The sequence below is a fragment of the Acidovorax sp. Leaf191 genome (assembly GCF_001424425.1).
GTDB lineage: Bacteria > Pseudomonadota > Gammaproteobacteria > Burkholderiales > Burkholderiaceae_C > Acidovorax.
Genome location: NZ_LMPT01000012.1, coordinates 488,362 through 501,322, shown reverse-complemented (window position 1 = coordinate 501,322; position 12,961 = coordinate 488,362). Strand labels below are relative to the sequence as shown.

At 67.7% G+C, this 12,961-nt stretch carries 11 protein-coding genes; 8 read left to right on the top strand and 3 right to left on the bottom strand.

Translation table 11 applies throughout. From position 1 onward, the window contains the following. The first annotated feature begins 16 nt into the window (after positions 1-16). On the top strand, positions 17-844 hold the full coding sequence (locus ASG27_RS10800; protein WP_056415858.1) for a transporter substrate-binding domain-containing protein: 828 nt from the start codon (positions 17-19) through the stop codon (positions 842-844). Here ASG27_RS10800 and ASG27_RS27785 read toward each other — a convergent pair. After that, a complete protein-coding gene (locus tag ASG27_RS27785; RefSeq protein WP_268753254.1) occupies positions 812-946 on the bottom strand; it encodes a hypothetical protein in 135 nt (44 codons plus the stop codon). The two genes, ASG27_RS10800 and ASG27_RS27785, sit on opposite strands and share 33 nt — an antisense overlap. Here ASG27_RS27785 and ASG27_RS10795 point away from each other — a divergent pair. From ASG27_RS10795 to ASG27_RS10775, 5 genes are all read left to right on the top strand, one after another. Beyond that, positions 945-2,789 (top strand): methyl-accepting chemotaxis protein, encoded by a 1,845-nt coding sequence (locus ASG27_RS10795; protein ID WP_056415855.1) that lies wholly within the window; start codon positions 945-947, stop codon positions 2,787-2,789. The two genes, ASG27_RS27785 and ASG27_RS10795, sit on opposite strands and share 2 nt — an antisense overlap. A 47-nt stretch (positions 2,790-2,836) precedes the next feature. Then, positions 2,837-3,529: a GntR family transcriptional regulator gene (locus ASG27_RS10790; protein ID WP_056415850.1), complete on the top strand. Its 693-nt coding sequence runs from the start codon at positions 2,837-2,839 to the stop codon at positions 3,527-3,529. Between the two features lie 223 nt (positions 3,530-3,752). Beyond that, a complete protein-coding gene (locus ASG27_RS10785; RefSeq protein WP_056415848.1) occupies positions 3,753-5,237 on the top strand; it encodes an NCS1 family nucleobase:cation symporter-1 in 1,485 nt (494 codons plus the stop codon). Between the two features lie 18 nt (positions 5,238-5,255). Further along, positions 5,256-6,023, top strand: a complete 768-nt coding sequence (locus tag ASG27_RS10780; RefSeq protein ID WP_056415845.1) for an aspartate/glutamate racemase family protein — start codon at positions 5,256-5,258, stop codon at positions 6,021-6,023. Positions 6,024-6,074: 51 nt separating this feature from the next. Beyond that, complete coding sequence (locus ASG27_RS10775) at positions 6,075-6,842, top strand: GntR family transcriptional regulator (protein ID WP_056415843.1); 768 nt, start codon at positions 6,075-6,077, stop codon at positions 6,840-6,842. Positions 6,843-6,867: 25 nt separating this feature from the next. Here ASG27_RS10775 and ASG27_RS10770 read toward each other — a convergent pair whose 3' ends face one another. Beyond that, entirely contained in the window at positions 6,868-7,404 is a 537-nt protein-coding gene (locus ASG27_RS10770; protein WP_156370606.1) for a hypothetical protein, read from the bottom strand. Between the two features lie 321 nt (positions 7,405-7,725). Here ASG27_RS10770 and ASG27_RS10765 point away from each other — a divergent pair, with 321 nt between their 5' ends. Together ASG27_RS10765 and ASG27_RS10760 are read left to right on the top strand one after the other, a co-directional pair. Further along, the gene (locus ASG27_RS10765) at positions 7,726-9,213 is read left to right on the top strand and encodes a nucleobase:cation symporter-2 family protein (protein WP_056161528.1); all 1,488 of its coding nucleotides are present in this window, start codon (positions 7,726-7,728) and stop codon (positions 9,211-9,213) included. Positions 9,214-9,388: 175 nt separating this feature from the next. After that, positions 9,389-11,695: an NADP-dependent malic enzyme gene (locus tag ASG27_RS10760; RefSeq protein ID WP_056415839.1), complete on the top strand. Its 2,307-nt coding sequence runs from the start codon at positions 9,389-9,391 to the stop codon at positions 11,693-11,695. A gap of 322 nt (positions 11,696-12,017) precedes the next feature. On the opposite strand, the gene ASG27_RS10755 is transcribed toward ASG27_RS10760, so the two are convergent. Beyond that, positions 12,018-12,836: an HDOD domain-containing protein gene (locus ASG27_RS10755; protein WP_056415836.1), complete on the bottom strand. Its 819-nt coding sequence runs from the start codon at positions 12,834-12,836 to the stop codon at positions 12,018-12,020. Positions 12,837-12,961: the final 125 nt, after the last annotated feature.

The following is a 12,961-nucleotide window of genomic DNA, read 5'->3' as shown; positions in this document are numbered from 1 at the left end:
TCCACAGGAAAATCACATGGCTGCCCCGCACTCCCCGACGCGTCGCCTGCTGATCGCAGGCGCCACTGGCCTCTCCACCCTGAGCTGGACGGGGGCCAGTGCCCAGGGCACCGGCAAATCAGACCAGCTGGAAAAAATCCTGCAGAACAAAACACTTCGTGTCGCCGTTCCGCAAGAATTTCCTCCTTTCGGGTTTACCAACAAAGGTGTTCTGGATGGTTTCGACATCACCATCGCGCACATGCTGGCGGCCGACCTGAAGGTGGCGCTCAAGCCCCTGCCGGTGGCCAGTGCGGACCGGATACCGGCCCTGCTCGAAGACCGTGTCGATGTGATCATCTCCAGCCTGGGCAAGACGGCAGAGCGCGAAAAGCAGATCGATTTTTCGTCGTCCTATGCGCCCACCTACATGGGCATTTTCAGCGACGCGAATTCCGGCATCGCCGACGCCGCGGCACTCAAAGGCCGCAAGGTGGGCGTCGTGCGCGGCAGCCTGGAAGAAGCCGAGCTGAAGGCCCAGGCCCCCCAGGCCACCGCCATGGCGTTCGACAGTTCGGCCCCCCTGCTGGAGGCTTATGCGCGCCGCAGCATCGATGCCTTTGCAGCAGGCAATGTGGTGGCCGAGTCCATTCCAGATGTCGCCATGCGTGAGCGCGTGCGGCGGCTGGCCGTGCTGCGCCAGAGCCATTGCTACATCGGCGTGCGCAAGCAAGAGCCCCGGCTCCTGGCCCGGATCGAAGCGTTTCTGTCCCAGGCCCGGTCGTCCCAGGCCCTCATGGTCAATGCCATCCACTGGTTCAGGCACAGCCTGTCACCAGACATGTTTCGCGATGGCAAGAGTTGACTGACGCCCGTATACCGCCACCAGATCGTGGCGCAGGATGCGGGCACTGCGAGCCGACGCATACTGCGCCTCACCGCCCCACAGGCCCAGGAACAGTTCCATGATCACCTCGCTTCGCACCCGCATCCTGCTCATCACCACCGCAGCCGTCACCGTGGCCCTGGCGCTCACGGGCGCTGCCACCTACACCATCGTGCGGTCGGCCACACTGCAGACGATTGAAGAAAACCTGGCCGCCATCGCCTCGGGCAACACGCTGGCCATCGAGAAATGGGTCGCCGCCAAGGCCACCGCCGTGACGGCGACGGCCGCCGTGGTCGAACCCGGCGACCCCAAGGGCCTGGTGCTGCACATGAACAAGTCCGGCGGTTTCCCGGTGACAACGGGCGGCTGGCAGGACAAGACCTGGGTGTCGAGCAGCAGCACCACGCCGCCCACCTACGACCCCACCGCCCGCCCTTGGTACAAGAGCGCGCTGCAGGCCGGCAAGCTGGTGGTGACCAAGCCGTATGGCGATGCCTCCACCGGCGAGCCCTTCGTGTCGTTCGCCGCACCCATCCTGCGCGATGGCACGGCGCAGGGCGCGATCAGCGGCGCCGTGCCGCTCAAGGGCGTGCAGGAGGTCGTGGCCGCCGTTCACCCCACGCCCAGCAGCCTGGGCTTCGTGATCGACAAGGACGGGCTGGTGCTGGCCCACCCCGATGCACAGCGCATGCTCAAGCCGGTGGCAGAGCTGTCCGCCGCGCTCACGCCCGCCGTGGTGTCCACGCTGCAGGGCGCGAGCCACTCGCTCGAAGCCGAACTCAACGGCGCGCCCAAGCTGCTGCGCGCACTGCCCGTGCAGGGCACGGACTGGCTGCTGGTGGTGGCGCTGGACAAGGCCGAGGCCACGGCGGGCCTTGCCAGCGTGGTGCGTACCTCGGCCGTCGCCATCGTGCTGCTGGTGCTGGCCGCGGCCGGCGTCACCGCGCTGCTCACCGCGCAGTCGTTCCGCCGCCTCTCGCAGGTGCGCGATGCGATGGATGAAGTCGGCTCGGGCAGCGGCGACCTCACGCACCGCCTGCCCGTGCAGGGGCGCGACGAGGTGGCGCAGATCGCCATGTCGTTCAACAGCTTCGTGGACAAGATCGGCACCGTCCTGCAGGACGTGCGCCAGGGCGTGGAGTCGATGAAGACCGCCACCGACGAGATCAAGGCCGGCAACCAGGACCTGTCCAACCGCACCGAAGGCTCGGCCAGCGCGCTGCAGGAAACCTCCGCCTCGCTGTCGCAGCTGACGGTCACCGTCAAGCAGTCGGCCGAGGCGGCCGCCCAGGCCACGCGCCTGGCCAACTCGGCCAGCGCCACGGCCATGCGGGGTGGTGATGTGGTGGCGGGCGCGGTGAGCACGATGGACGAGATCTCGGCCGCCTCGGCCAAGATCGGCGAGATCATCGGCGTGATCGACTCCATCGCGTTCCAGACCAACATCCTCGCGCTGAACGCGGCGGTGGAGGCAGCCCGTGCCGGTGAGAATGGCCGTGGCTTCGCCGTGGTGGCCAGCGAGGTGCGCAGCCTGGCCCACCGCAGCGCGACGGCCGCCAAGGAGATCAAGACGCTGATCGATGCCTCGGGCGCGAGCGTGGCCACCGGCACGCAGCGCGTGCAGGCCGCAGGCAAGACCATGGGCGAGATCGTGCAGGACATCCAGCGGGTGGCGCAGATCATCGGCGAGATCAACGGCTCGATGAACGAACAAAGCGCGGGCATCGGCCAGATCAACCAGGCCGTGGCCGAGATGGACCGCTCGACACAGCAAAATGCCGCATTGGTGGAACAATCCACCGCAGCGTCCTCCGTCCTGAACGAACAAGCCCACCACCTGGCACGCACCGTGGCGGGCTTCAAGCTCGACGGCGATCACTCCAGCACCCCTTCCACCCAGCGTCTGGCGCTACCGCGCTGACGCCGTCAGCACGCGTTGACGACCTCCAGTACCGCACACCGCCCTCCATGAGCATCAGCCCCAACCAGATCGCACAACAGGTGGTCGAATCCATCCTGGCCCAGAAACTGTCCCCCGGCGAACGCCTGGGCGAGCAGGAACTGGCCGACCTGTTCGGCGTGAGCCGCACCCTGGTGCGCGAGGCGCTGATGCAACTGCAGGCGCGTGGCTTCGTCGAGGTGCGCCCGCGCCGCGGCTGGTATGTGGTGGAGCCGTCGGTGGACGATGCGCGCGATGCGTTCTCGGCCCGGCGCATCATCGAATCGGGCATCCTGGCAGACGCCGGGCGGCCCCTGCAGTCGGTCACGCCCCGCCTGCGCGCCCACATCGCCGAGGAGCAGCAGGCCATCGACGGCGCGGACGCGGCCACGCGCGCGTTCCTGCTGGCGGACTTCCACGTCTGCCTGGCCGAGAGCATGGGCCACCGCAGCCTGAGCGACATCCTGCGCGACCTGACGGCGCGCACCACGCTCGCGGCATCGCTGTACCAGTCGCGGCACGAGGCCAGCCAGTCGTGCGCCGAGCACGAAGCCATCGTGGAGGCGCTGGAAGCCGGCGACACCACCCTGGCGCGCGAGCGCCTGCTGGCCCACATCGGCCATGTGGAAGCGGCGCTGAACCACGACCAGCCCATGGTGCGCGACCGGCTGCGCGACTCGCTCACCCCACTGCCCGGTGCGCGGTCCAGCGCCGAGGGCTGACCCGCTCTCCCCCCAAGGTTTCCCACGCAGCAGCCGCCCCGGCCTCCACGGCCCGGGCGGTTTTTGTTTATTCCACGCGTTCGTGTGTATGCGGGTAAACCCCTGGCAATTCGTGCACCGACGGCGTTTTATTGCACCCATTTTTTGTATACAAATATAGGGTACAAAACTATCCAGGCCGCAGATGCCCGGAATCCATCCTTTTCCAGACGAGGAGACACCCGTGAACACAGCCGTCAGCAGCACACCCTTGACGGCGGGCACCGAGCCCGCCGGCCCGCACCATGGCAACGCCCTGATCAAGCCGGGCTACGACCCGCGCCTGACCAACGAGGACCTGGCGCCGCTCAAGCGCCAGACCTGGGGCCAGTACAACATCTTCGCGTTCTGGATGTCCGACGTGCACAGCGTGGGCGGCTACATCACGGCGGGCAGCCTGTTCGCCCTGGGCCTGTCGAGCTGGCAGGTGCTGGTGGCGCTGCTCGTGGGCATCGTCATCGTGCAGTTCTTCTGCAACCTGGTGGCCAAGCCCAGCCAGGTGACCGGCACGCCCTACCCCGTGATCTGCCGCGCATCGTTCGGGGTGCTGGGCGCCAACATCCCGGCCATCATCCGCGGGCTGATCGCGGTGGCGTGGTACGGCATCCAGACCTACCTGGCGTCCGGCGCCTTCTTGCTGCTGACGCTGCATTTCTTTCCGGGCCTGGCAGCGTATGCGGACGTCACGCAGCACGGCTTTGCGGGCCTGTCCAGCCTGGGCTGGCTGGCGTTCATGGTGATGTGGGTGCTGCAGGCGCTGGTGTTCTGGCACGGCATGGAGGCGATCCGCAAGTTCATCGACTGGGCGGGCCCCGCGGTGTACGTGGTGATGGCGGTGCTGTGCGGCTGGCTGGTGTGGAAGGCAGGCTGGAAGAACATCGACCTCAACCTGGGCGGCATCAAGTTCCAGGGTTGGGACGCGGTGCCCGTGATGCTGTCGGCCATTGCGCTGGTGGTGAGCTACTTCAGCGGACCGATGCTCAACTTCGGCGACTTCTCGCGCTACGGCAAGAGTTTTGACGCGGTGAAGAAAGGCAACTTCTGGGGCCTGCCGGTCAACTTCGTGTTCTTCTCGCTGCTCACGGTGGTGACCACGGCGGCCACGCTGCCGGTTTTCGGCGAACTGATCACCGACCCGGTGCACACCGTGGGCAAGATCGACAGCACCACCGCCGTGGTGCTGGGCGCGCTGACCTTCATGATCGCCACCGTGGGCATCAACATCGTGGCCAACTTCGTGTCGCCCGCGTTCGACTTCTCCAACGTGGCGCCGCAGCACATCAGCTGGCGCACGGGCGGGATGATCGCTGCCGTGGGCTCAATCTTCATCACGCCCTGGAACCTGTACAACAACCCCGAGGTGATCCACTACACGCTCGATGTGCTGGGCTCCTTCATCGGCCCGCTGTTCGGCATCCTGATCGCCGACTACTACTGCGTGCGCCGCCAGCAGGTGCTGGTGGACGACCTCTACACCATGAACAGCCGCGGCGCCTACTGGTACAGCAAGGGCTACAACCCGCGCGCCATCTGGACGCTCATCCCCGCGGCCCTCGTGCCCATCCTGTGCGTGTTCGTGCCCGTGCTGCGGCCCGCCGCCAACTACGCCTGGTTCATCGGCATGGGCCTGGGCTTCGTCATCTACCTCGCGTTGAACCGCAAGAACTGAAAAAGAAAGAACGAATCCGTGCGCATCAAGATCATCAACCCCAACACCACCTGGAGCATGACCGAGAAGATCGGTGCCTGCGCACGCGCCGTGGCGCGGCCCGGCACCGAGGTGCTGGCGGTGAGCCCTGCCATGGGCCCGGCCTCCATCGAGAGCCACTACGACGAGGCACTGGCCGTGCCCGGCCTGCTGCAGGAGATCGCGGCCGGCGAGCGCGACGGAATGGACGGCTATGTGATCGCCTGTTTCGGCGACCCGGGCCTCAAACCCGCGCGCGAGCTGGCGCACGGCCCGGTGGTGGGCATCGCCGAGGCGGCCATGCACATGGCCAGCATGGTGGGCTCGAAGTTCTCGGTGGTGACCACACTCGCCCGCACCATGGGCCAGGCCTGGCACCTGGCCGAGATCTACGGCATGCAGCGCTTTTGCGCCAACGTGCGGGCCTGCGAGCTGCCGGTGCTGGAGCTTGAAGTGCCGGGCTCGAACGCGCGCGAGCGCATCACCGAAGAATGCCGCCGCGCGCTGGCCGAAGACGGCTGCGACACGCTGGTGCTGGGCTGCGCGGGCATGGCCGACCTGTGCGAGCACATTTCGCAAGCGCTGGGCGTTCCGGTGATCGACGGCGTGGCGGCCGCCACGTCCATGGTCGAATCGCTGGTGCTGCTGGGCCTTCGCACCAGCAAGCACGGCGAGCTGGCGCGGCCGCTGCCGAAGGCCATGGCGGGCGCGCTGGCGGGTTTTGCGCTGCAGCCTGCCACGGCGGTGCGCCTGCCGCGCGCAGCTTGAATGGGGGTCTGCGAGGATGGGCCGCACCGCCCATCCAGGCCACAATCGGGCATGCCCCGCGCCCGATCCAGCACCCGCACCGCCGCCCCTCCCGACACCGCGCCTGAGCCCGTGGAGGGCGTGCTGGCCCCGGCGGACGACCGCCTGGCATCCACCGAGAGCATTGCGCAGGACCTGGCCACCGCCATCGTCGAAAAGCGCCTGCCGCCCGGCACCTGGCTGCGCGAGGAAGCGCTGGGCCGCGTCTACACCGTGAGCCGCACCAAGATCCGCGCGGCGCTGGTGATGCTGTCCAAGGACAAGCTGATCGAGATCATCCCCGACAAGGGCGCCTTCGTGAGCCGCCCGAGCGTGCAGGATGCACGCGAGGTGTTCGCCGTGCGGCGCGTGCTGGAGAGCGAGGTCGTGCGCCTGTTCGTGGCCACGGCCAGCGACGCCGACTACCAGCTGCTGGAGCAGCACATCCGCTTCGAGCGCGCGGCGCTGCGGGGCAGCACCACCACCGGCCGCGTGCGCGAAAAGCTGCTGGGCGACTTCCACGTGGTGCTGGCCGAGGCCACGGGCAACCGCACGCTGGCCGAGCTGGTGCGGGAGCTGGTGGCGCGCAGTTCCTTGATCGCCATGCTGTACCACTCGTCGAACGACCCGCACTGCTCGTCGGAAGAACACGCGGACTTCCTGCAGCTGTGCCGCGCCGGCGATGCCGAGGCCGCCGTGGCCAGCATGATGGAGCACCTGCGGCGCATCGAAGCCAACCTGGAGCTCGACACCGGGCGGCCCGACCGCCAGACGGACCTGGTCAAGGCCTTGCTGGCCTGAGCTTTTTCAGGCCCGGAGAATCCCGTCAGGGCCGCGCCGCGTGGTGCGCATTCTGCGCATCCACGCAGCCTTTTTGCAGCACACGCAGCAGCAGCTGCATGCCGCTGGCGTGCACCCAGTTCTGCGCTTCCAGCACCGACACGGCGGCTTCCTGCCTGTGCGCGAGCCCCGTGGCCACGTTCACGTCGAAGGTGGCATCCGCCCGGTCGTTGGCCAGCGTGACGGCAGCCCCCAGCAGCGGGATGTCGAAGGACGGGCGCGGCCCGGCCTTGCCGTCCACGTCGATGCGCAGCACGCAGCCGGGCAACAGCTCGTAGCTCCAGCGGCGCTCGGCGTGCGCTTCACCACCCAACACGTTCATGTGCGCCAGTCGCTGGCCCTGCGTCATCGTGAACGGGTCGAGCGCGGGCGCGTCCTGCTGGGGATAGCCGTCCATGCAGGCCGCACCCACCACCACCATGCCCACGGCCAGCGCCAGGCGCCAGCGGGCCAGCGCGCCCGCGGGTGGGCGGGCATCAGCGGCATCAGCGGCAAGGGAGGTTCGGAGCGGGGGCAGGTTCATGGAGCGGGCGTGTGGGGAGGAGCAGCCGCTGCAGCGGCAGACGCAGCAGCGGTTGCGACGCCACAGCGGTGGCGCAGTCACGGCACAGCGGCGAGCCGCGATTGTAAAAAAGCCCCTGCTGCACCGCCCGAAACCCCTGCCCGCCCGCGGCCTTTTGCCTGCGCTCCGGCCCCAGCCCGGCGCCCGCACCTAGGGTTTACCGTAGTCAACGGATCCGGCAATGTGTATACACTTTTTGTATGGATCATTGTGCACCAAAGATGGGTGCCACGCACATGCACGCAGATCCCCACACCGCGCCCCACCTGAAGGAGATTTCCCATGCAACCGTCTGTGCACCCCGTGGACGAACACCTGCCCCTGGGGCGCCTGACCGCGCTGGGGTTGCAGCATGTGCTGGTCATGTATGCCGGCGCGGTGGCCGTGCCGCTCATCGTCGGGCGCGCGCTCAACCTCACGCCCGACCAGGTGGCCAAGCTGATCTCGGCCGACCTCTTCGTGTGCGGACTGGTCACGCTGATCCAGGCGCTGGGCGCCACGCAATGGTTCGGCATCCGCCTGCCGGTGATGATGGGCGTGACCTTCGCCTCGGTGGCACCCATGGTGTCCATGGCGCAGAGCACCAGCGGCACGGCGGGCGCAGGGCTGATCTTCGGCTCGGTGATCGGCGCGGGGGTGGTGTCCATCCTGATCGCGCCACTGGTCAGCCGCATGCTGCGGTTCTTTCCGCCGGTGGTCACCGGCACCATCATCGCGGTCATCGGCATCAGCCTGATGCGCGTGGGCATCAACTGGATCTTCGGCAACCCCGTGGGGCCCACCGCGCCCAGCGTGGTGAACCCCGAGCACCTCAAGTGGCTGACCGAGATGCAGTCCGCCGCCGGCGCGCCGGGCTCGTCGCTGCCACCCGTGCCCAAGGGCTTTGCGGTGGTGCCCACGGTGCCCAACCCCCGCTACGCGGACCTCACGGGCGTGGGCATCTCGGCGGTGGTGCTGGTGTCCATTTTGCTCATCGCCAAGTTCGCGCGCGGCTTCATCGCCAACATCTCGGTGCTGCTGGGCATCGTGATCGGCGCCGTCATCGCAGTGGCCATGGGCCTGATGTCGTTCGAGAAGGTGGCCAAGGCGCAGTGGTTCGACTTCGTGCTGCCGTTCGAGATCGCAGGGCCGGTGTTCGACCCCATATTGATCCTGACCATGACGCTCGTGATGATCGTGGTGATGATCGAGTCGACCGGCATGTTCCTCGCGCTGGGCGAGATGACGGACCGCAAGATCGAGCAGGCCGACCTCACGCGCGGCCTGCGCACCGACGGCCTGGGCACGCTGCTGGGCGGCATCTTCAACACCTTTCCGTACACCAGCTTCTCGCAGAACGTGGGCCTGGTGGCCGTGACCGGCGTCAAGAGCCGCTTCGTCTGCGTGGCGGGCGGCGTGATCCTGATCGTGCTGGGCGTGCTGCCCAAGATGGCGGCACTGGTCGAGTCGCTGCCCACCATGGTGCTGGGCGGCGCGGGCCTGGTGATGTTCGGCATGGTGGCCGCCACGGGCATCCGCATCCTGGGCGGGGTGGACTTCAAGCACAACCGCTTCAACGCGATGATCGTGGCCGTGTCCATCGGCGTGGGCATGATCCCGCTGATCGCGCCGAGCTTTCGCCAGTGGATGCCGCACGCGATCCACCCCTTGATCGAATCCGGTATCCTGCTGGCCTCGATCACGGCCGTGGCCCTGAACGTTTTCTTCAATGGCGCCAGCCGCGACACCTCCGCCGCTGTGAACGCCGCACGCCAGGCCGACGCCCACTAGCGTCCCGCCGCCCGCTGCCAGAAAGCGCTGCCGCCCGCACCGTGATGACCCCCTTGCAGCCGGGCTGCCAGGGGGTTTTGGCTTCATGCTGCATACGCATAAACCGCCATGCCAGCCACCCGTGCCATCGGGTACCCTTGTTTTGCATTCCGCCGAAGACTTCCAGGATTTCCGTATGACCCAGAAACTTTCCGCCGCCGAAGAGGCGCTGCGCGACGCCGCGCGTGAATACCACCGCAACCCCACCCGGGGCAAGATTGCGGTGACCCCCACCAAGCCCCTGTCCAACCAGCGCGACCTGTCGCTGGCGTATTCGCCCGGCGTGGCCTACCCGTGCCTGGATATCCAGGCCGACCCGTCCAAGGCGTTCGACTACACCTCGCGCGGCAACCTGGTGGGCGTGATCACCAACGGCACCGCCGTGCTGGGCCTGGGCGACATCGGCCCGCTGGCCGGCAAGCCGGTGATGGAAGGCAAGGGCTGCCTGTTCAAGAAGTTCGCTGGCGTGGACGTGTTCGACATCGAACTGGCCGAGCGCGACCCGGACAAGCTGGTGGACATCATCGCGGCCATGGAGCCCACGCTGGGCGGCGTGAACCTGGAAGACATCAAGGCGCCCGAGTGCTTCTACATCGAGCAGCAGCTCAGTGCGCGCATGAACATCCCGGTGTTCCATGACGACCAGCACGGCACGGCCATCATCTCCAGCGCTGCGCTGCTCAACGGCCTGGAGCTGGTGGGCAAGGAGATCGGCGCGGTCAAAATCGCCGTGTCCGGCGCCGGCGCCGCGGCCATTGCCTGCGTGGACGTGATGGTGGGCCTGGGCGTCAAGCGCGAGCACATCTTCATGGTGGACTCCAAGGGCGTGATCTGGGACGGTCGCCCCGGCGGGCTCGACGCCTCCAAGCAGCGCTATGCGCAAAAGACCGAGGCCCGCACGCTGGCCGACGTGGTCGATGGCGCCGACGTGTTCCTGGGCTGCTCGGCACCCGGCGTGCTCACGGCCGAGATGGTCAAGACCATGGCGCCCAAGCCCATCATCCTGGCGCTGGCCAACCCCGAGCCCGAGATCCGCCCCGAACTGGCCAAGGCCATCCGCCCGGACTGCATCATCGCCACGGGCCGCTCGGACTACCCGAACCAGGTCAACAACGTCCTGTGCTTTCCGTACATCTTCCGCGGCGCGCTGGACTGCGGCGCGACCAAGATCACCGAAGCGATGAAGCTCGCCTGTGTGCGCCAGATCGCCGACCTGGCCAAGGCCGACATCAGCGAGGAAGTGGCCAGCGCCTATGCAGGCAAGGAACTCACCTTCGGCCCCGATTACCTGATCCCCACGCCGTTCGACTCGCGCCTGATCCTGAAGATCGCGCCAGCCGTGGCCAAGGCCGCTGCAGAGTCCGGCGTGGCCACGCGCCCCATCGAAGACATGGAAGCGTACAAGGAAGCCCTGTCGCGCTTCGTGTATCAAACCGGCATGCTGATGCGCCCCGTGATCACGGCGGCCAAGGCGCTGCCCGAGGGCCAAAAGCGCGTGGCCTACGCCGACGGTGAAGACGAGCGCGCGCTGCGCGCCGCGCAGATGGCCATCGACGACAAGATCGCCCACCCCATCCTTATCGGCCGCCCTGCCGTCATTGCGGCGCGCATCGAGAAAGCCGGCCTGCGCATGCGGCTGGGCAAGGACGTCGAGGTCTGCAACCCCGAGGATGACCCGCGCTTTCGCCAGTACTGGGAGCACTACCACCAGCTCAACCAGCGCAACGGCGCGACGCCCGAGGTGGCCAAGGCCGCGGTGCGCCGCTCCAACACCATCATCGCCTCGCTGATGGTGTCGCTGGGCGACGCCGACGCGATGATCTGCGGCCTGGTGGGCACGTACGAGACGCACCTGGAGCGCATCCACAGCATCCTGGGCCGTCAGGCAGGCGTGAACGACTACGCGGCGCTGAACGCGCTGATGACCGACCGCGGCACGCTGTTCATCGCCGATACCTATGTGAACGAGAACCCCACGGCCCAGCAGCTGGCGGACATTGCCTGGATGTCGGTGCAGGAGGTGCAGCACTTCGGCCTGCCCGCCAAGGTGGCGTTCCTGTCGCATTCGAGCTACGGCTCGTCCAAGCGCCCGTCGGCCCGCAAGATGCGCGAAGCCCGCGACCTGTTCGTGGCGGCCCACCCCGAGATCGAGTGCGACGGCGAACTGCACGGCGACGCCGCGCTGGACCCGAACATCCGCAACGTGTACATGGCGGAATCCACGCTCAGCGACTCGGCCAACCTGCTGATCTGCCCCAACCTGGATGCCGCCAACATCCTGTACAACGTGCTCAAGACCACGACCAGCGGCGGTGTGACGGTGGGCCCCATCCTGATGGGCGGCGCAGCCACCGCCTACATCCTGACCCCCGCGGCCACGGTGCGCCGGGTGTTCAACATGACGGCCCTGGCGGTGGCCAGCGCTGCATCGCGCAAGAGCTGATCTGCAGCAGCGCACCAACGACAAAGGGGGCTTCGGCCCCCTTTTGTCGTTTCAGTCATTCATAGCACTGCGCGCCACCCACATCGCACGAAACTGGCGCGGCCCCAGCCAGGGCCCCCGTGCAAGGGCCGCCTAGGCGCGGAGGCGGCGCTTCGCTTGCGTGCACCGGGGGCGTCCCCCTCCCGACGCGCGCAGCGAGTCGAGAGAGGGGCTGAGGGCCGCGGCTCCAAGCCTGCCTGCGCAGGCTTGGACGTGCCGGAAGAGCCACCGCCTCTGGCGGTGGCACCGAGGCGCGAAGCGACTCAGGGGGTGCTCTCAGCCTCTAGCGCACAGACACATCCACATAGTCCGCCACCGGTGGCAGGTGCTCTGCCAGCCAGGCCGAATCCAGCTGCAGCGCCTGCTTGATCTCGGCAGGCAGGCTGGCGATGGTGTCGGCCGGCGACATGGGCTCTTCCAGCCCGATCTCGGCCAGCAGCGTGGCCACGTGCAGGATGCCGCCCAGCCGGCAGAACGGGGTGGTGGCGACGGGGTCCTCGGCCGTCTCCAGCGCCTGCACGATGGTGTCCGGAAAGCGCCAGCGCCGGGCCAGCTCGGCCGTGACCTGCGCCTCGGTAAACCCGAGCAGTGTGCGCTCGCGCTCCCAGCGGCCGCCGGCATGGTGGGGCAGTTGCTCGATGGCCGGGATCTGCTCGGGTGCCTTCTGCGCAATGATCAGCTCGCCCAGCCGCACCAGAAAGCCCGCCAGCCACGACTCCTGCACGTTGGAGCCCAGCGTGCGCGCCAGCCACTGCGAATAGCCCGCAATCGCCATGCTCTCCTTCCAGAAGGCCTCGGCGTCCACGCCGGGCGCGTCCTTGAACACGCCGGACATGCACGACGCCAGCGCCAGCGTGCGCACCTGGTTCAGGCCGACCATGGTGATGGCGTCGTCCAGCGACGCCACCTGGCGCGGCAGGCCGAAGCGGGCACTGTTGGCCAGGCGGATCAGCTTGGCGGTGAGCGCCGGGTCCTTGGAGATGGCGCCGCGCACTTTTTCAAAGGGGATGTCATCGTCCTTCATGGTGGCGATGAGCTCGCGCGCCACATCGGGGATGGTGGGTAGTTGCACGTTTTCGAAGAATGCCTGGATGTCCGCCATGAAAAGCCCTCCCAAGGACTGTGCTGGTGATGAGGACTTTTGTTGTACCACCGGCGCGCACCGGCTGCCTGCGCGTTTGCCCCAATGTGCCGTGCCGCACACGGTGCCGTGCCCCGACGCGGTGC